This is a genomic window from Paenibacillus polymyxa (assembly GCF_018614975.1).
In the GTDB taxonomy this organism is placed as follows: Bacteria; Bacillota; Bacilli; order Paenibacillales; family Paenibacillaceae; genus Paenibacillus; species Paenibacillus polymyxa_E.
The window spans coordinates 180,688-201,692 of record NZ_JAGGNR010000016.1 but is presented as its reverse complement, the minus strand read 5'-3'; the positions used below and the strand labels follow the sequence as shown (position 1 = coordinate 201,692).

Genomic DNA, 21,005 nt, shown 5'->3' with positions numbered 1-21,005 from the left:
ACCTTAGGATTTCTCCACCAGCTGCCCGTCAGCTACGAGGCGACTTGGCTCTTACCTCGACCGGACTTTCACCGGCTAGTTGTGTCTAGCTTGGCTAGGCGCGCAAACAAATAAAAAACCACCTCCATATATGTATGGAGAGTGGTTTTGAGGATACACATCCGTTTTACCCATGTTTAGCTTATAGGGTTTGCGGTGAATTTACTTGCCAGAAGGTTGAGCTTCTGCTGTATACCCTGTTGGGATATCCGTTTCTGCAGTCACATTTGTGATAACCATCGGATACATCATGTCAGGATCAGGTTGAATAATGGAATAGAGCACGATAGCACGTCCATCCTTCTCCAATTTCACATCATCAATCTTCAATCCATAACCAGGGTGTGGCATTTCAGCACTGAGTTTAACTTTGGTTGTTTTGTCATCAACCTTCGTCGTTGTTACTTCAGGTACAATCGCTTGTTGGCCTTCACCTGGATTAGTTGGAGCTGGCTCTGCCGAGCCGCCATTGCCGTGTTTATCCACAAATTCGAGTGCATTGAAGATCATGCTTGCAGCCTCCATACGGGTAAGCGACTGATCTGGACGGAAGTTTCCGTCCTTATCCAGTTCAATGATGTTCATGTTCAGCAGGTTCTGGACTGCAGATATGGCGTCCTTACCGATTTTATTTTCGTCCTTAACAAGATTATACTTCATAATGACCGGATAATTCCCGGTTGTGTTAATGCCTTCATGAAGCAAAATAACAAATTGCTCACGTGTCATCTTGCCCTGCGGGTTCACTTCAACCGGAATGGACAGTCCATTCTGAGTAGCGGCCTGCACAGCATCGGCGTACCACGTATCCGGACTGATTTTATTCTGAGCGGATGCTTCCGCAAATTCATTTTTCAGACCAAATGCGTTCACAATCAGTTGAACACCCTGTGGCTCGGACAATGCGAGATCTGGACGGAACAGATCCGCTGTTACTCCGCTAACAATGCCTTTTGATTTCAATGAATCCACAATCGACTTTTGACCCTCATCTTTCACATCTGAGAAAGCGAATACCGATGCACCTCCTGCTGTCAAAGAAACGCAGAGTGCAAGTGTTGCAGCCAATCCTTTTTTATGCTTCATTTCCTGGCACCTCCATATGATTAGTAAAGCCTGTTTTTTTACCTCTTCATTCCTACAGACGGGGTATCCCTAGAAAATGTTTCAGTAATTTCGACATCTGGTGAATACAACACGGGAACACGGCATACAACTCTTCTCCAACGCAGCTAATCCGATCCACCTGCTTTTTGCTAACTGGCTTCGTTGACATCCCATTGAATTAGCGTAAAAATAAGAATAGAGAAATCTATCGGATGACGGATAAACAACGAACTAGATCGCATACAGTAAGAGGGCACGACGCGCTAATAACAGGTGTCGGCCCTTTTCTTGACTCCACCTGCTGAACTGACTTCACCTATAACAAAAGGAGAACAACGCTTATGTCCAAGAAAGGATTACTTCGCGGTTATGTTGTGTCGAACTGGCCTGTTTACCTGGTTGCTGTTCTTCTGATTATTGCCTCCAATGTCGGGCAAGCATCCTTGCCCCGCATACTCGGCAGCTTCACCGATCAGTTGATGCAGAACACGCTTCAGATGCAGACGGTTGTAAGGTACAGCCTGTCCCTTCTGGCTATTGCCATCGGGTATAACCTGCTGTTCGGTACCGGGCAATTTATGATTATGAAGCTAGGTCGACGCTTCGAATTCATGACACGTGAGCGTATATTCAGTAAGTTTTCCGAACTTAGCGAGCATTATTTCTCCAAACAGGGGAACGGAAAGCTGCTCAGTTATGTCATGAATGACGTGACTTCCGTACGTGAAGCGATATCCAACGGTGTGACACTCATGACCAATGCCACCTTCCTGCTGTTGTCCTGCATTGTCATGATGCTGCTCAGCGGGATACCGTTGACGCTCATTCTGATCAGTGTTGTTCCTTTGCTGGCGATTCCATTTTTGGTCGTGTTTTTTGGTCCGCGGATTCGCAAGCGCTCTCGCGACGTGCAGGAAGCTCTTGCTACCATGACGGAATCCGCAGAAGAGCAGCTGGGTGGCATTCGCGTAACCAAGACGTTTGCCATCGAAGACAGTGCTCGTGCACGCTTTGGAACTACCGTCGATGCAATCAAGAGCAGACAGCTTCGACTGGTTCGTCTGTCTTCCTTGTTTCAGGCTTTGCTCCCGCTGCTGGGAGCTATCTCATTGGTCGTTTCTCTGCTTGTCGGAGGTATTATGACCATGCAGAATTCGATTACACTCGGGAGTTTTGTCGCCTTAACCTTATATCTACGCATGATCATGGGACCGCTTCAACAGATCGGCAATGTTATTAATACCGTTCAGCGCTCAGGCGCATCACTGGAGCGGGTGAATGACCTGCTCAGCGAAGTAGCGGATGTACGTGAACTTCCTGAAGCCACATCGCTTCAAACCGTACAAGATATCACCATGGAGAATCTAACCTTCTCCTATCCAGGCAGTTCATCTCCTGCTCTCAAAAACATTCAACTCCATATCCGTGCCGGGCGAACGGTCGGTATTGTAGGCAAGACCGGCTCAGGTAAAAGTACCCTCGTTAAGCTATTGCTGCGTACATATGAACCACCTGAAGGAACGATTCGCATCAATGGTACCGATATTCGGCAGCTGTCGCTGGAAAGTCTAAGATCGCGCATCGCCTATGTCCCTCAGGATGGATTCCTGTTTAGTACCACCATCCGGGATAACATCGCATTTAGCGACCGGGAAGTATCGCTGGTTACAGTGGAACATAGTGCACGGCAAGCCATGATCTATGACAATATTGTCCGTTTTCCCGATCGCTTCGATACACTGCTTGGCGAACGTGGACTCACCCTGTCTGGTGGACAGCGTCAGCGAACCAGCCTTGCAAGAGGACTGATCAAACAAGCACAGTTACTTATTCTGGATGACAGCATGAGCGCGGTTGATGCTGTCACCGAGAGTGGTATTCTGCGCAGCCTGCGTGAGATCGGCAAAGGCAAAACTACATTAATTATCTCTCACCGCATCAGCGCGGTCCGTCATGCGGACGATATTATCGTTCTGGATGAAGGGCGAGTTGCTGAACAGGGAACACATGCTCAGCTGATGGCTGCCAAGGGCTTATATGCGGCCACCTACCGTTTGCAGGAGGAGGGATTACATCATGTCTAACGCTAACGCTGAACTTCACCCAGATGCAGAGGCTGATCAAAGTAAACGAACTTCGTTTAAAGCGATGATGGCATACGCCAAACCGCATAAATGGGCTTTTGCCGGTATCTTCTTCTGCTCACTGCTTGGCATATCGGCAGATTTGTTACAACCCTATCTGGTGAAGATCGCCATCGATGATCATCTGGCCGTGGGCCAGACCAGTGTGGGCTTTCTTGTTCAGCTCGCAGCCATCTTTCTTGGGCTGGCTGTCATCAGTTTTATTTTTACCTATATCCAGAATAATCTGTTGCAGCACGTGGGACAGAACATTGTATCCCGGATCAGAAAAGACCTGTTCAAACATATCTCCAAGATGTCCATGTCCTTCTTTGACCGTTTCCATATCGGGAGTCTGGTTACAAACGTATCCAGTGATACGGAGACCATCAGCAGCTTTTTCACGCAAGTACTACTCAGTCTGATACGAGATGGTATGATGCTGGTGCTCATTATCGTCTTTATGTTCCAACTTGATCCTGTGCTGGCGAGTTACTCTCTGATCGTTCTGCCTGTCATTGCGGTGGTTGCGGTATTATTCCGCAGTCGACTGCGGAAAGCTTATCAGAATGCTCGTACCCGGCTTTCTCGTTTGATCGCATTTACGGCGGAGAACTTGTCCGGCATGTTCCTGATTCAGGCTTTTCACCAGGAGGAAGAACAGAAGAAACGTTTCTCGGAACAGAATGCGCTCCATCTGAAAGCCAACATTGCTCAAGCCCGCTCCAATGTCATCTTCAACCGGACGTTTGATATCCTTGGCAATGCGGCACTGGTCATGATGGTCTGGCTTGGAGGTCGCGCCGTACTGGGTGAGTCCCTGCAAGTCGGGGTATTGTATGCGTTTATCAGCTATATCCGTCAGTTCTTTCAACCGATTAACCAGATTACGATGCAATGGAATACGTTCCAGTCCACGACCGTATCGATGGATCGCATCTGGAACATTCTGAATACGCGGCCTGAAGTTGCCGATCCCAACCCCGGGATGGCCTCCTCGCTGGAACCTCGGAATGTGATGGGCCAGATTGATTTTAATGATGTGTCGTTTGGTTATCGGGCAGACCGGCCCTTGATCCAACAGATGAACCTGCACCTCTATCCGGGTGAAATGGTAGGTATCGTGGGCACAACGGGCGCTGGCAAAAGTACACTGATCTCCCTGCTCAATCGCTTCTATGATGTAGACCAGGGCAGTATTGAGATTGATGGCACCGATATTCGCCAACTTCCTCAGGCCAAACTTCATCGGATCGTGGGTCTGATTCAACAGGAACCCTTCCTGTTCTCCGGTTCCATTATTGATAATGTGAGAATGTTTCGTGAGGATATTACGCGAGAGCAGGCGGTTGAGGCCTGCCGGTTTGTCGGAGCACATGCCATGATTTCACGTTTACCACAAGGGTATGATACACATCTGTCCGAACGCGGAAGCGGTCTGTCCGCCGGGGAGCGGCAGTTGATCTCGTTTGCCCGGATTGTGGTGTTCCAGCCTCGCGTGCTCATCCTGGATGAAGCAACCGCCAATCTGGACTCACACACCGAACAGCTCGTGCAGCAGGCGCTGGAATCGGTATCCCAGGGACGCACCACCATTGTCATTGCCCATCGTCTGTCCACGGTGATGCATGCCGATCGAATTCTGGTGATGGAGAATGGGGAGATTGTGGAGGAAGGGCCACACCAGGAACTGATCGCAGCCAAAGGCGTGTATGCAGACTTGTACACCCATGCGCGTGATGCAGGTAAAAATTCAGCTATATCAGGGTAATGAAACCTGAGTTATAGTAAGTACAGAACGTTGAACATGCCGCTCTGCTCATGCAGGCGGCACGTTTGGCATATCGATCAGCATTGTTAATTGGGAGGAGCATCTATGCAACAACACGAAACATCCAAACATGACCATCAGCAGATTCATTACCGACGCAGCACAGCACTATGGAAAGGAAGTTTATGCTTGCTGTTCCTTCTCTTGTGCGTGAGCCTGTTATGGATCATCGTGGACGGACAAGCCGAAAGACTGGAGACGATATACTATTCCATCGCTGCCGTGCTGGGTATGTGGTTGATTGGACCGCTATTCTTCATGTTCGTGTCACGACTAACCAGAACCCCTGCCGTGTTGTTATCCTGGGATGATGATGCGTTGAGCACGGGCAAACGGAAGATTCCATGGAGCCGGATTCGCAAAGTTGAACTCGCCTCACCTGCCCGCAGCAAGTGGCTCCTGTCTGCTTCTCCCATGTTTGTCCTGTACTTGAAGGACGGCACACGGTCTCATATTCAAACTGATCATCTGCTGAGCAAAAAAGAGCTGAATCAGGCTGTGACTTTGCTTCAAAGGACCTTACAGGAACAGCAGCAGGATCGCTGAGTACCAGGATGGATGAGGACAAGCTTCCGCACGTCACTGTGATTTCTCCATCCCTATGGACAGGCTGACTTTGTAATTGCCGTAAGGCAGCAACGCCTCCAGCAGTTGACCAAGCTGCTCTGTGTTACCGGTCTGCACCCGCATCAGATAGCAGCCTTCCCCGCTCACTCGGTGGACTTCAACGATGTCCTCACGTTCAGCGATGAATGTACGAAAGGCAGCATGTCTGTCGCCGGAGTTCAAGAAAACCGTGACAAATGCCTGAAGGCCAAGGCCAAGGCGTTCCGGGTTCCATTTTACTGTATACCCTTCGATTACACCGATATCTTGCAGCTTGCGCACTCTTGCACCGACAGCCTGCCCTGTAAGATGCACCTCTTCACCGATCTCTTTGTGAGAACGTTTGGCATCTTGAATCAGAATCTGCAAAATTTGTATATCCGTGTCATCTATCATTTCATTCATCTTGCTTCAGCAATCCTTTCACGGTGAAATTTGCGTGGCCTAATTCCATTCATCATGTTATGTACGACGTTAAACGGGTTGTATACCATATAGGGTAATACTATTAAACAACTCGAAGGAGTGCAAATATAATGAAAATTCAATTGATTCGCAATGCTACACTGTGGCTGGAATACGGAGGACTGAACATTCTCGTTGATCCGATGCTGATGGACGCCGAAGTCATGCCTGCATTCCCGAACACACCCAATGAATTACGTAATCCAAGAGTGGCTTTGCCTGAAACCGAAACGGATTATCTGAATCCGGATCTGTTGATTGTGACACACACCCATCTGGACCACTGGGATGAAGCCGCGACGAAACAACTTGGCAAGGACATTCCTCTGATCTGCCAGCCTGGGGACGAGAATATATTTCTAGGTGCCGGATTCACGAATGTAACAGCTGTAGATGAAAAACATGAGCATCACTCTGTCCGATTCGCCCGTACATCCGGGCATCATGGCACAGGTGAGATCGGTGAACGTATGGGCAACGTGTCCGGTTTCGTACTTGAGGCAGATGCAGAACCTGTCACCTATATCGCTGGAGATACCATCTGGTGTGAAGAACCTGCTGAGGCCATCCGCCAATATACACCTGAAGTTATTGTTGTGAATGCCGGAGGTGCACGCTTCGTGGAGGGTGATCCCATTACGATGGACGGGCCTGACGTTGTTGCGGTGAAGCGCCATGCGCCGTCTGCTCATGTCATCGCTGTGCATATGGATGCGATTAACCATTGTGTGATGTCTCGCACGGATCTCGCCACTTATCTGGCATCCGAGCAATTGGATGGTCAGGTGCTCATTCCGCGTGATGGCGAAAGTTTTGAGTTTAAAGCGTAAGTGAGACCGTAGTACATGACGAAAAAAAACTGGATGCGATGAACTCGCACCCAGCTTTTTTGGATTGAAGAAACACGCTGAGCCGCCGGATTCATTCTCGGGCATCATGCCTGCCATTGCGTTCCCACGTGTCTCATCCCTTTTATGCTAATCCCCTACTGAACTTTCAAACGGATTACGTTCCATGATGCTTTCGCCAAGCTCGCCGTAATCAGGGTCTCGGATACAACTGCACCCCCGCGATTATGAGGAGCAACGCGGTTTGGTTGTGCCGCCGTATTAGCTGCTTTGAGATCATCACTCTCCAGCACGATATGCTCGATCAAGCTGCACTTCCCGAAACTGCGCAGATCCACTTCGAGCGGAAGTGATTCTTCCAGATGACGGTTGACTGCGAATACAGTCACTTCACCCTGCTCTTCGTTATGAACTGCAATGCCCTCCAGATAAGGTACATCTGTGATTTGTTTTGTATCGTATTTTGGAGACTGAATCAATGGTACCAATGCGGTTCCACGTCCGAAGAGAGATGTATGCATGAATGGATAGAAGATTGTCTGTCTCCATGAACCACCGCCTGTCTCTGTCATGATCGGCGCAATAACATTAACGAGTTGTGCCAGACAGGCCATTTTAACCCGATCCGCATGTTTGAGCATACTGATCAACATACAACCAACAAGCAGTGCATCCTCATGATTGTAGATATCCTCAAGCTGTGGCGGAGCAATCTGCCATGGGTCCATCTTCGAATCATTTTCATTGGAGTGATACCATACATTCCATTCATCAAAGGACAGATACATCGTCTTTTTGCTGCGTTTCTTCGCTTTGATATAATCACAAGTCGCCTTCACAGTATCGATAAAACGATCCATTTCAAGTGACCGTGCGAGGAACGTTGGCGTATCTTGCTCCTGGTTGCCGTAGTACTGATGCAGAGACAAATACTCCACATGATCATACGTATGATCCAGCACGGTCGCTTCCCAATCCGGGAATGATGGCATATTCAGGTTTGAACTTCCACAGGCTACCAGTTCAATGGTCGGGTCCGTCCACTTCATGACTTTTGCCGCTTCAACGGCTGCACGTCCATACTCTTCTGCTGTTTTGTGACCGATCTGCCAAGGGCCATCCATCTCGTTGCCCAGACACCATGTTTTGATCGCATGTGGCTGCTTATATCCATGCTTGATGCGAAGATCACTATAATACGAACCTGCTGGATGGTTGCTGTACTCTACAATGTTACGTGCTGCATCGGCGCCCCGTGTTCCCAGATTAACCGCCATCATGACTTCAGAATTAGCCTGTTTCGCCCAGTCCACGAATTCGTTGAAGCCAAATTCATTGGTCTCAATCGTTCTCCAGGCCAGTTCCAGTCTGCGTTTGCGTTCTGACACAGGTCCAACCGAATCCTCCCAATTGTAACCGGATACAAAATTACCTCCAGGATAACGTACAATCGGTACATTTAACTCCTTGACCATCTCCAGCACATCCGTGCGGAAACCCTGTTCGTTCGCTGATGGATGCCCCGGCTCGTAAATCCCGCCATAGACGGCACGTCCCAGATGCTCAATAAATGATCCGTACAAGCGCTTATCCACTACACCAATAGTAAAATCTTTATCTACCGTCATTTTTGCTTTTTCCATAATGAATTTCAACCCCCTAAGATTAATATAAAAATTAATTGATTTTCTATGGATCAACGTTCATATTTATATTAAATTCGATTATAGCCTTAATTTCAACCTGAATTTCGCAAAATGTTATTCTTTTCACTGAATTTATGTTTAACTTAATTCTATATAGATAAAATGGAGGAACAATTGTGATCAGAGCAAATACCGATGCCGAATGGCTACCCCTATATGAAGCACTTGCCAGTGAAGTCCGTCTACAGATTATCCGCCTTGTTGCAGAGACTCCGATGAATGTGAAAGATCTCGCTGCTTCACTCGGTCTGAGTAGTGCCATCGTGACCATGCATGTCCGCAAACTTCAGGATGTGGGCATTATTCAGTCCAAAATGATACGCAAAGACGGCGGCACACATAAAATGAACAGCCTTGCTGTAGACTGGATTGGCATCTCCATGCCGCAGGAAAGCGGGACAGCGCGCAAGCTGCACGAGGTTTCTGTACCTGTGGGACACTACACCCACTTTGACGTCTATCCGACATGTGGTCTGGCTACGTCCAATCATGTTATCGGACAGTATGATGACCCTCGTTATTTTCTCGACCCCGAGCGTATGCATGCGCATATTCTGTGGTTTGGCCGTGGATTTGTAGAGTACAAAATTCCAAACTATATCTTATCTGGACAGCAGATCAATGCGATTGAATTGTCCCTCGAGATCGGGTCAGAAGCACCTTCGGTGAATCCGAATTGGCCCTCGGATATTACATTCATGCTTAATGGCATCCGATTAGGGGAATGGACAAGCCCTGGAGATTCAGGCAACGGACGTGGCATGTTCACCCCGGAATGGTGGAGTGACAGTGTCAATCAATACGGCATGCTCAAGGTACTGCGAATTACGAATGAAGGTACGTTTATTGATGGACAACATCTATCCGAAATTACACTCGCAGATATCCCGGTCGAACGCAACCAATGGACCCTTCGTCTTTCGGTGGAGGAAGATGCCCAGCATGTGGGCGGTCTCACGTTGTACGGTGAAGGATTCGGTAACTACAACCAGGATATCCTGTTCCGACTGTACTATCACGATTGAGTTCTTCAAAATATTAAATAACCCAAAAACACCTCCCACTCGCCTGTCAAAGGCAGAATGGAAGGTGTTTTGTATGCGTATGAACATGCGTGGATTATCTAAGAAGGTTCTTGTTCTAACCTACAGCGCACTGCCACCAAACAGGAAGCGGTACTCCCAGTGTTTGCCGGAGATATCACTAGTTGTTACACCACCGCCAGCGTTAGAATATGTGTGTAATACCTTGCCGTCGCCCAGGTAAATCCCTGTGTGAGTAATCGTTGCGGTAGATTTATTCACGCCCGAATACGATGATGCAGAGCTGCCTTTATACGACATGAAATACATCAGATCACCGCGTTTCAGATTTTTCCAGTTCGTCTGAACTTTACCCTTGGCTTTTACATAGGCTCCCTGTTTGCGGGAATCCGCTGGAAGCTTGATGCCAAGTGCATCGATGAAGGCCTGGCGTACAAAGCTGGAACAGTCAAAAGTCGCTGTGCTGTTACGACTGGCTCCGAACTCATAAGGTGTACCCCAATATTTCATTCCCGCCGCAATCACTTTTTCTACAGATGCATTGCCGGTCACCGATGTACCACTATTTGAACCCGATCCGCCTGTGCCGCCACTAATCGCTTGTGTGTATTTGGATGAAGAAGATATGTAGCCTGTCCGGTTAGCAGAATCCTTAATCTTATACCAATCCGAACCGGATTGCTGAAGCACCGTTACCGTTTCCCCTTTAGCGACCATGCGAACAATCTTCGCAGAAGAAGAAGGTGTTGTGCGTAGGTTTACGCCCCAAATTACTTTTACTTGTGAATTGTCAACAGCAGCTGCCGATACCTGTGCCGTTAGTGCTCCTGTCGTCAGACTTCCCATCAGCATCGTTGCTGTGACACTTGCCGTAATAATCGTTTTCTTCCAGTTCATGATGTCGAGTTCCCCCTGATGTTACAGAATTTTAACCTGGCTTGGTTCTCCCGGGCTTGCCCCATTGTAAACGGGCTATCCATAACGTTCATCAGTCAAAAGTCCTGTATTGATATAGGCGAACTTAAGCACTAAGTATCAGGGTCTGTCCATGATCTACTGGAAAAATTCACTGCTGATCCCTTCTTTTTGAAAGGTTAAATTATTGTAACTATTTGATATGCCTGATTTTTTCGCGATACAAGAGCTAGGTCAATTATCATTCAGGACATGCGTCATATGAACTAGTTTTTAATGTTTAAAATCGCAAATATGGTAAACATTACTATGATTCATTTGCCGATTAAAAAGAAAAGCCAGGGATTTCTCCCCGGCTTAACCTGTATGATGAGTAACATCACTCTACGGCTGGTCGATCAACTCATTTAAGGCTCAATTCCCCATACCTTGGCGCCATCCTGATAAGCTGTCACTTTCGTCCAGGCACTGAAGGCCGTTTGGGTAGCATCAAAGGAATAATCATTCGTTTGATCAAAATTCGTCCAGTTGTTTTTCGAGAAACGTCCCTGGATGATTCCGGTCTCGGCACCCGCAGCCAAACTGCCAGCACCCGATTTGAATCCAATCTCCAGATACGTATCTGCAGTGCCCGTGCCCGGATCTATCGAAACAAAATGCCCTTCCACGTTACCACTGCCAATCTGTGCATAATCACACCAGAAACTCAGATCAGCGGCACTATCCTTGGTGAAATAATACCGGATCTTCACTTTGCTCAAGTCCACAGCAGTTGTACCTGTATTCTTCACATTGAACTGTGGAGTAATTGCATTGCCCGAAGTTCCTGCACTACCATTACGGTAATGTACTTCAAGCGTGCCCGTTGTGACTGGAGGTGCTAATGGTGTCAACACCAATACATTCGAATTCGTCTGACCACTCGTATTAATGGCTACGACTCTATAATTATAAGCCGTACCATTCACCGCTGTAGCATCGGTATACGTCAGTGCGGTCAAACCTGTTGCCAGATCAGCATATGCCCCGCTGCCTACCGAACGTTGTACCTTATAACTTGATGCTCCAGTGGATGCTGTCCATGTCAGTACCGCCTGGGCATTACCAGCCGTTCCAGTAAGGTTGAACACGCCGGGCACAACAACACCTGCCAGTGGTGTTGCAGATACCTGTGTCGATGCTGCGGACTCACCTACAGCATTCACCGCAGTTATGACATAATAATATGTTGTGCCGTTGGTCAAGCCTGTGTCTGTGAATGTCGATCCTGTGACCCCTGTCGCTACAGGCGTATATGGACCACCGTTCACTTCTGCACGTTTCACGGTATACGAGGCTGCACCAGCGGCTGCGTTCCAATTCAGAACCACTTGCTCACTTCCTCCAAGTGCTGTTACGCCAGCAGGAGCAGCGGGTACTTCCACTTCCGGAGTATCGGAATCTCCGAGGAGACGATCATACTCTCCATACGCTGTGGCCATATCCACCTGTGACCAGAACCGGTGATACGTAAAGGTTGGTGCACCGTTTTCCCACTGCTTCGTGGTCGGATTATATGACGTTTTGTACAGATTATCCAGGTAAGCCCATGCCGGATCTTGCTTGATAGCTGGACGCAGGTCGGAGTATCCAATGTATACGCCATTGCCGCCTTTTGCCGGATCGGAAGGTACACCTGCTGTACCTGGAATCGTGTTGCCTTGACCAAAGGTTCCAGACCAGTTCGCCGGGATATAGATCTCTTTGGCAAAGAAGCGGAAGTAGTCTTTACGTTCTTCTTCCGTAACAATCCCCACACCATCATTGTAATCCCAAGCTGTATCCAACAGAGCCTCCGCCAAATCCTTGGCTTCTTGGCCTTCCGCACTAAGTGTGCCGTTCTCTGCCTGTGTTCCCGCCGCGAAGAAGGTCAGAGCTTTAACGTAACTTCCCAGAACGCCTGTGTCCTGCACTGGATCTTTGGTTGTTACACGGAAGTTCGGATTTTCCGTAAACGAACTGAATCCGTTCCACTTGTCCGGTTGACCCTGCCATTCCTGACCACCCGGAATCCAGAACTCTCCCGGAGCCGGCGTTGTTGCTACCTGAACATTAGTTCCACCCAAAATGCGCTGTCCAGCCGCATTCAGATAATAGCCTTGCGCATCCGTCACCGGACGCTCACCTACAAATACATAATCCTTACTCCAGTCGATCCACTTCGTGATCACTTTTTTGGCCATCTGGAAGTTCTCAGAGGTCAGATCACCGCTCTCCGCAAGAATATAGTACATCTCGGCTACACGCTCCAGCGGCCATGCCTGGAATCCAAACCAGGTGTTGGAATCCGGGTCACGATACACTGGTGCTTCTTGATAGGCCATATCATAGAAAGTACTTGTTCCTGCCGGATAAGCCCCATAGGAACCGCCGATACTGTTGGTTGCTCCCCCGCCGATAGCTCCTTCATGAGATTGTAGCCAAGTGTAGAATTCCAACTGACGCTTCAGCGTAGCATTCCAATCTGCCTTCGCTGTTGCTGATTTCGGAATCAAGCCGCCAGCCGGGTCAGACAAGGCATACGCTGCAACAGGGTTTTGATAAGCCTGATGGGTATGGCTCGCTCCAATGCGCCAAGCCCAATCCCCACCTTGACCCAAGCCACCACCCCAAGACGTATACCAAGCCATGAGATACATGTTGGAATCCTTGCCTGTACCCGGAGTTGGTGTACCGCTCTTTGCACTTCCAATTTTCTGGAAGTATTTATCATACATGCCGTAGCGCAGATAGTCCCCCATCTTCTTCGCTTTATCCAGATATTCCGGATTGTTGTATCCCATCTCCTTCGCCCAATACAGCACCTGTACAGCACGTGCATCGGCATCCGTTGCGTTTGTGTAACGCCATTGCGCTGACGGTACCTGATTTTCCTTTGTGAACAAGCTCATGAAGCCTTCGTTTGCCTTACCAAAAGATTTATCATCCTGGGATGGATGCGGAATGGCTTCCCACACAGACTCCTGCTCCCCACGCTGGAACGTGTTCACATAGGTAGCCGTATGTGATGGATTCAACAGGTTGCCATATCCATACCAATCATCCACATCGACCAGCCAGTGCATGAGATAGGTCTGATTGTCACCATAGGTCGCCTTAAGTTCGGCATCAATCGGGTCTTTACCCGCTGCATATTGACCATTAAGTTGCGATGGATATTGATCAGGGAAAGGTTTTTCCGCTGCATACGTAGCAGGGCTGTTCGGGTTGTATGAGCTCATCGTAGGCTGCTCTTCCTTGCCGTCACCTTCGTTAACCGGGATAATGTATTTTTCCATGCTATCCCATGCAGCTTCCAGTTGGGACCAATCGCCCGTATAGTGACCATACATCGTCTCCAGCCATAGCCAGTAACTGTACGCCTCTGATGTCGTCATGTGACCATAATCCGGGGCCTCGCTGAGCAACGTTTCAATGGAGTGGTATGGAATTCCCTCTGGAGAAAAATAACCATTCGCCGGATCTTTCAACTGATCATACAATTGCAAAAACCTGGCCTCATTAATGCTGTCTGACTGAATCTCGATGGCCTGATCTGCGGCATGTGCCGTTTGCGGCCCTGCCCAGAGACCGGTGTATCCGGTCAACATGACAGTTCCCGCCAGCATGGCTGTTAAACTTTTTTTCGCAGCTGATTTCAACATTGATATATACCTCCCTGGAATAGTGGAAATTGTATATAAGTGCGTGTTGGTCTGTACATGTTGATCTTTCGGCTTCTGACATTCAGTCAGTTACGGCTCCAACCCCCATACTTTGGTGTTTCCCTGATACCCGGTTACCTTGTTCCAAGCGGTAAGAGCTGTCTTGGATGCGTCATAGGAATAGTCATTACTTTGATCGAAATTACTCCAATTATTTTTGGAAAAGCGTGCCTGGATTACGCCGGTCTCTGCTCCAGCGGCCAAACTGCCTGCTCCGGACTTGAAGCTGATCTCCAAATACGTGTCAGCTGTACCCTTCGCCGGATTCACCGCGACAAATGTTCCTTCAACATTGGCCGTACCCATCTGAGCATAATCACACCAGAACGTCATATCATCGGTACCATCCTTGGTAAAATAGTATCGGATCTTCACGGCACTGAGATCAATCGCCTGTGTTCCGGTATTTTTCACATTGAACTGCGGGGTCACCGCATTACTCGAATTGCCGGACCCTCCGCTACGGTACTGCACTTCGAGCGTCCCCGTCGTCACCGGAGGTGCAGAAGGCGTCAGTGCCAGGACATTGGACAGCGTCTGTCCGTTCGCATTCACGGCTGCAATCCGGTAATTGTACGTGGTGCCATTCAGCGCAGTCGTGTCCGTGTAAGTCAACACGGACAATCCGGTTGCCACATCCGCATATGTTCCGCCTGCCACCGAACGTTGTACCTTATAGCTAGTAGCGCCCGAGGCTGCTGTCCAAGTCAGGACCGACTGTGCATTGCCAGCTGTCCCGCTTAAAGTCAGTGCTCCGGGGACCGTCGAAGCTGCTTGCGGTGTAGCCGACACCTCTACAGAACTCAATGATTCCCCAGCTGAATTCACGGCAGTCACTACATAATAATAAGTCTTCCCATTGGTCAGTCCCGTGTTTGTATAGGTCAATCCATTCACACCCGTCGCAACAGTTGTATATGGCCCTCCACTCACCTCGGAACGCTTCACCGTATACGATTCGGCCCCGGAACCAGCTGCCCAGGTCAGGTTAACCTGACTGCTTCCCGCAACAGCCTGCACGCCAGCGGGTGCGCCTGGAACCGTGACCGGTGTAGCACCAGGCTCCTGTCCATACACCTTCATCCCTGCATCATAGACTGGAAGGTATATGCTCTTCACAGGAGTGCCTGTGGTCAGCGTCTGGAACGAATGATCATTACTTGCATTCCATGCACCCTGTGGACCTGTAATGCGGAACTGTACTTCTTTACGATAATTTCCTTCCCCGCCCGGATAGATCTTTGTATTACCGAAGTTCGCCGTAATGGCATAGATATGCTGGGCTGCATTCACCACAACTGGTTGGGATACCGTCGCCCCCTCCGTAAAGGACGTTGTCACTTGCACGTCCGATACGGTACGTCCAGCAGCATACACCTCGCTCAGATCAAGGAAATACTTAAAGGACAGTTGATCTCCCATTCGGGCAGGCCAAGCGGATCGATTATTAAGCTGTGCCCGGATTTCCGTATAATTGGCACCGGATGATTTAACAGAAGCCTCTACAAAGAACTCATCCCCCTTCACCTCAGGTGCAGGGAAGTTTGCAAGGGGTTGATGATTCTGACCAAACAGCAAATTCATTTTGGCCAGTGCGCCGGTAAAACCAGCATTGTAATCGGTTGCGACCTCATTACTCACGTAATCCCCAATATCATCGGTATACCCATCTGATGCATCCGGGCCACCAACCATCGCACCATACAGAATATGGCGGTGGTTTGCCGGGATATTTTCGTTGTTCACCCATGAACCGTGAGCGGTCCGATGATGCGGATGTTGAGGTGCATTTTGTCCATATCCGACCACATAACTGCTCTGACGTGGATTATCGCCCAGAATATAGTTCATTTGCGAGACAGCGAAATCCTGATATCTTGATTTTTTCACAGGATCACTGACCCAGTCGGAGTATACAAAAGAAATAAAGGATGCATTCGCTGCATATCGGAGCGATCCCCACTGATCCAGCCATGCCAGACCTCCTGGGGTATACTTGACTCGTGTCCCATTGACTCCAACCGTCCAATAATCCAGATTACGTTCTGTCGACTGAATAAATCTCGTCGCCTCCGGCATGTTCAAACTGGACGTAATCCGGGCAAGCAGGATCTGGGCACCATAATGTTTACTGTCCCAACCTTGTGTCCAGGTATACGGCCAATTGGCTGAGCCACCGCTAGAAGACCACCGGTCCGTAGCTGCAATGGCTTTGGACAAGTAAGCGCTGTCATTAGTGGCTAAATACAGCCATGCTCCGCCCCATGCCAGCTCGTCTTCGTATCCTGTCCACGAGTTATAGAATGCTGCGGCATCAGTGATACAATCGGTGTATTCCCCACGATACGTATCTGCAAAGTGATACAGTTCCTTCGCATGTTGAAGCAACTTCGTTGAATACACAGGATCATCATCTGCAAATACAATCGATGACGCTGCCAGCGCTGCAGCCGTTTCTGCCGCCAGATCGCTGCCCGGGCATGAAGCATCAATCTTGAACGACGGACGGTTCATCTGCATGACTTCTGCGGGTCCCCACCAGGCATGGTCGGTATTGCCGGCTCCGACTTGTCCCCATAATTCATTTGGTTTCGTATGCGCTTTCATAAAATAGTCGGTCGCCCATCGGATATTATCCTTGATCTCCTCCAGTTGTCCGGCCTGTTCATATCCGTCGCTGTATTCCACGACAGACCAGGCGAGCATCGTAGCGGAAGCAGCCATCGGAAAACCAAACTTCACATGATCTCCGGCATCATACCACCCTCCGGTCAGATCAACGCCTACATCAGCCCCATCCTGCATACCCGAATTACCACGCCATTCGACCCGATTACTCGCTGGCAATGGGCCCGAACGCTGGGCTTCATAGAAGTAAATGGCCTTTTGCAGTGCTTCAGCATAGTTCTGATTTCCGGCGGCCGCATCCGCCTTACGAATTCCTGTGCCCATCGATAAACTCCCTGCCAGTAGTCCTGCCGATAACGCAATCATGGCGACTCGTTTCCACCAGCTCCCCTTCATGTTCAACTATTCATCTCCTCTTCATGAATGTTCCGTATGCATTACTCTGGACTGCGAGTTTATATCGCTCCTCCCCATGGTGTATTTCAGTGCAATTTCCACCATTAATTACCATTATAGTCGTTTGTTTAACTTGCTATATAAGCATTGGTGACTTCTAAAATAACATTGTTGTGACCTCCTCTGCGTCAAGCGACAAAAAAAGCTGCTTCTCTGACGCATATGCGCGTTAGAGAAACAACTTCTCGCCCTTGCTTTCAAAACCACAGATCAAATGGCATTCTGACCATCTCGTCTGTATGTTTCTGTACACCTTAGGTATCAGAACATCTCATTGGTTACACTTTGAACTTGTTAATTTGCTCCTGCAGTTCTTCGGCCATTTTGGATAATGAACCTGCGGATGATGCAATCTCTTCCATCGAAGCCAACTGCTGCTGAGTTGCGGCAGATACATTATGAACCCCGCCCGCTGCCTCTCCAGCAATGTTGGAGATTTGACTTACATATCCTACAACCTCAGTTGTACTCGCCGACATTTCTTCTGAACCTGCAGATACTTCCTGGATTTCACCCGCCACTTTGTTGACCGCATCCGAGATCTGCTCGAACGCTTGTCCTGCAGCAGTAACCATCTCGATTCCTGCTTCTGTCTCACTGCTGTTCACTTTGACTGCCTGAACAGCATGATCTGTATCTTTCTGAATCAATTGAACGAGATCCGTAATTCTTTGCGCAGATGTGGACGATTCCTCAGCCAACTTACGCACTTCTCCCGCAACTACGGCGAAACCACGTCCATGCTCTCCTGCCCGTGCGGCTTCAATAGCTGCATTCAGTGCAAGCAGATTGGTCTGCCGGGCAATGTTGTTGATTACCTCGGTAATGGTTCCAATCTCTGCTGAACGTTCCCCCAGCCCTGTAACCAATTCAGTAAGCGAAGCAATGGAATTTCGAACAGAACCCATCTGTTCAACCGCTTGCTGAATAATCATATTTCCTTCGGAAGATTGATTCGCCGCATCTACAGCAGATACGGATACACTCTGAGCAAGCTCAGCAATCTGCTCTGATCCGAGAGCCATCTCATTCATCGCCTGTGAAGAGCGCTTCACAATATCAACTTGATCAGACGTACCTACAGCCAATTCCTCAACCGTTTCGGAAATCTGTTCCGAGGCTTGAGTATTCTGCTCCGCACTTGCAAGAAGCTCCTCGGATGAAGCCGCTACCTGCTCAGAGGTTACTGATACCGATTCAATCATCGAGCGCAAATTACCACTCATGGTATTGAAGGAAGTTGCCAGTGTTCCCAATTCATCCTTGTTCTTAAGTACAATCGTCTCACCCGTCAGATCGCCGTTGGCAATGGCCAAGGCTGCTTCATTCATCTTTTTGATTGGACGCGAGATGATACTTGCAATGAAGAATGCAATGAATATCGCAACCAGGAAGGCAAATATCGTCACTGCCAAAATCACATTAAATGTATTCTCCGCCAATACAACAGAATCATTCGTAGCCGCTTCCGAACCTTCATTACCCAAGTCAATTAACTTAACAAGTGCGTCGTTTGCCATATACCACATCGGATAAGCCTCAGTATGAAGTCTGCTTGCTCCATCATAATCATTGTCCAGCCCCAATTTGATGAATGCAGGCATTTTAGTCAGATAGGCATCATAGTTTGTACTGAAATCCTCATTATAAAGCTTAAGCGCTGCTTCATTGCCTGCAATGTACGTTTGCAACTGCTTGCGCTCATCCTCCATCTTTGTGAGGAGTAGTTGCAACGCTTCATTCATCTTTGTTGTTTCATCTTCGTTCTGTTCCACGATGATTGCAAGCGCCAATCGCTCTACATCGGAGATATCACCATTCATCTTACCCAGCAGGCTTACACTCGGCATCCAGGTCTGATCCACTTCACTCGCCTTGCCAGACATACTATGAATCTGGACTAACGAATAGGCACTTACAAAAATCATCAGAATCACGACTGCCAGAAAACCGGTCAGTAACTTGCCTCGAATCGTTAACTTCAATTTCCCCAACATGTTTCCCCGCGTGCCTTCCATGTGTCCAACTCCTCAAATAATACATATTTATAGTATATCGTCACCTGTAGTCATGAATTGTAGATGTTAGAATTCAATTTCTATAAATTTCATGTAACTTCGAACATTACGCAAAAGAATCTCCCATCTTTGGAAGAACCAGAGATTAGAGACTTCTTGAGTTAAACGAAACTACGGCAACTTCGCCACACATTTCTTTCAATCGCTAACGAAAAACACTTCGGTGTATGTTAATGAAGAAGTCGGGAATCGACTTGGTATATTTTTTACACAACAAATATACACCTAACTATTTGTCAAACAATCCTCACATTGACCGAATTTACGAAATCAAAGAGGACATTTTGCTTTCTTTTTGTTAAACTAGTTTGGGTTACATATCAGTTCAATCATAGAAAGGTGAAGATTATGCTTAAAAAATGGTTATGGGGTACAGCCCTGACCCTGGCACTTGCGATTACAGGTGTCGTTGTATATTACGGATATTCGATTGTTCATTTTGCCAATAGCATCTCAACCGCTTCCGGGACTTCATCCAACTCGTCCTCTTCAGGCACAGATAACGATTCAGACACCCCAACGACAACGATTCCCAGATGGGAAGGCCAGGAACGGGTGAACATTCTGCTCCTTGGTGGAGACTCTAGAGGTGATGATGCAGGACGCTCAGATTCGGTCATGGTCGCTTCCATTGATCCAGTCACCAAAAAAGCCCATCTATTCTCCGTACTGCGAGACACCTATGTAGCCATTCCGGGGCATGGCAAAAGCAGACTTAATGCTGCATTTTCCTACGGGGGTGCGGAGCTGACCAAACAAACCGTAAGTGATCTGCTCGGTATTCCCATTCAGCATTATGTCTACACAGACTTTACAGGTTTCATGGCACTCGTTGATGCTGTAGGCGGTATTGAGATCGATGTGGAGAAAGACATGTATTACACCAGTAAAGCAGATAAACATATGTACGACATTGACTTAAAAAAAGGATTGCAGCATATGGACGGCAAGACCGCCCTTCAATATGTTCGGTTCCGGCATGATGCCACCTCGGATTTCACTCGTACCGAACGGCAGCGGATCTTCATGACCGAGTTAGCCAAGAAAATGCAGAGCACCACGTCGCTCTTCAAAATCCCGGATATCCTAGAAGCGATCGCTCCCTATATTGAGACAGACCTTAGTCCAACCCAGATGTTAAAACTCGCATCACTTGGCTTCGATATCCATGTTAATGATATAGATCAGCAGCAGATTCCACCGAACAAGCTGCTCACCAATGAACTGGTCGGCTCAGCTCAGGTGCTGGGTGTCGATGTAATCAAACTCCAGTCCTACATTCAGAAACTGTTTGAAGAAGATGCCGCGTCCTCAGAGACCCCATCATCAGAATAACGGAACTAAATCAAGTATGAGATATATCAACAGAGAAGACGGCCCAAGCCGTCTTTTTTAGTACCTGTTTCCTCCATTTAAT

13 protein-coding genes are annotated in these 21,005 nt (G+C 48.3%); 6 read left to right on the top strand and 7 right to left on the bottom strand.

The window, feature by feature from the left end:
• Window positions 1-201: 201 nt before the first annotated feature.
• Complete coding sequence (locus tag J7E78_RS16620; protein ID WP_215077335.1) at window positions 202-1,125, bottom strand: S-layer homology domain-containing protein; 924 nt, start codon at window positions 1,123-1,125, stop codon at window positions 202-204.
• Between the two features lie 362 nt (window positions 1,126-1,487).
• On the opposite strand from J7E78_RS16620, the gene J7E78_RS16615 reads away from it, so the two are divergent.
• The 3 genes from J7E78_RS16615 to J7E78_RS16605 all read left to right on the top strand — a co-directional run bounded on the left by J7E78_RS16615 (window position 1,488) and on the right by J7E78_RS16605 (window position 5,646).
• Window positions 1,488-3,230, top strand: a complete 1,743-nt coding sequence (locus J7E78_RS16615) for an ABC transporter ATP-binding protein (RefSeq protein WP_215077334.1) — start codon at window positions 1,488-1,490, stop codon at window positions 3,228-3,230.
• On the top strand, window positions 3,223-5,040 hold the full coding sequence (locus J7E78_RS16610; protein ID WP_215077333.1) for an ABC transporter ATP-binding protein: 1,818 nt from the start codon (window positions 3,223-3,225) through the stop codon (window positions 5,038-5,040). The genes J7E78_RS16615 and J7E78_RS16610 overlap by 8 nt, the downstream gene beginning before the upstream one ends.
• A 105-nt stretch (window positions 5,041-5,145) precedes the next feature.
• Window positions 5,146-5,646 (top strand): hypothetical protein, encoded by a 501-nt coding sequence (locus tag J7E78_RS16605; RefSeq protein ID WP_215077332.1) that lies wholly within the window; start codon window positions 5,146-5,148, stop codon window positions 5,644-5,646.
• A gap of 33 nt (window positions 5,647-5,679) precedes the next feature.
• Here J7E78_RS16605 and J7E78_RS16600 read toward each other — a convergent pair whose 3' ends face one another.
• A complete protein-coding gene (locus J7E78_RS16600; protein WP_215077331.1) occupies window positions 5,680-6,111 on the bottom strand; it encodes an Lrp/AsnC family transcriptional regulator in 432 nt (143 codons plus the stop codon).
• Between the two features lie 131 nt (window positions 6,112-6,242).
• Here J7E78_RS16600 and J7E78_RS16595 point away from each other — a divergent pair, with 131 nt between their 5' ends.
• Entirely contained in the window at window positions 6,243-7,001 is a 759-nt protein-coding gene (locus tag J7E78_RS16595; protein ID WP_215077330.1) for an MBL fold metallo-hydrolase, read from the top strand.
• A 155-nt stretch (window positions 7,002-7,156) separates the two neighbouring features.
• On the opposite strand, the gene arfA is transcribed toward J7E78_RS16595, so the two are convergent.
• On the bottom strand, window positions 7,157-8,662 hold the full coding sequence (gene arfA / locus J7E78_RS16590; protein WP_215077329.1) for an arabinosylfuranosidase ArfA: 1,506 nt from the start codon (window positions 8,660-8,662) through the stop codon (window positions 7,157-7,159).
• A 179-nt stretch (window positions 8,663-8,841) separates the two neighbouring features.
• On the opposite strand from arfA, the gene J7E78_RS16585 reads away from it, so the two are divergent.
• On the top strand, window positions 8,842-9,750 hold the full coding sequence (locus J7E78_RS16585; protein WP_215077328.1) for an ArsR/SmtB family transcription factor: 909 nt from the start codon (window positions 8,842-8,844) through the stop codon (window positions 9,748-9,750).
• A 120-nt stretch (window positions 9,751-9,870) separates the two neighbouring features.
• Here J7E78_RS16585 and J7E78_RS16580 read toward each other — a convergent pair whose 3' ends face one another.
• The 4 genes from J7E78_RS16580 to J7E78_RS16565 form a co-directional block, all read right to left on the bottom strand.
• Entirely contained in the window at window positions 9,871-10,665 is a 795-nt protein-coding gene (locus J7E78_RS16580; protein WP_215077327.1) for a C40 family peptidase, read from the bottom strand.
• A 425-nt stretch (window positions 10,666-11,090) separates the two neighbouring features.
• Window positions 11,091-14,366, bottom strand: a complete 3,276-nt coding sequence (locus tag J7E78_RS16575) for a glycoside hydrolase family 48 protein (RefSeq protein ID WP_215077326.1) — start codon at window positions 14,364-14,366, stop codon at window positions 11,091-11,093.
• Window positions 14,367-14,456: 90 nt separating this feature from the next.
• Entirely contained in the window at window positions 14,457-17,450 is a 2,994-nt protein-coding gene (locus tag J7E78_RS16570) for a glycoside hydrolase family 9 protein (protein WP_251035096.1), read from the bottom strand.
• A gap of 338 nt (window positions 17,451-17,788) precedes the next feature.
• On the bottom strand, window positions 17,789-19,528 hold the full coding sequence (locus tag J7E78_RS16565) for a methyl-accepting chemotaxis protein (protein ID WP_215077325.1): 1,740 nt from the start codon (window positions 19,526-19,528) through the stop codon (window positions 17,789-17,791).
• Between the two features lie 408 nt (window positions 19,529-19,936).
• On the opposite strand from J7E78_RS16565, the gene J7E78_RS16560 reads away from it, so the two are divergent.
• On the top strand, window positions 19,937-20,923 hold the full coding sequence (locus J7E78_RS16560; RefSeq protein ID WP_215077324.1) for an LCP family protein: 987 nt from the start codon (window positions 19,937-19,939) through the stop codon (window positions 20,921-20,923).
• Window positions 20,924-21,005 lie beyond the last annotated feature (82 nt).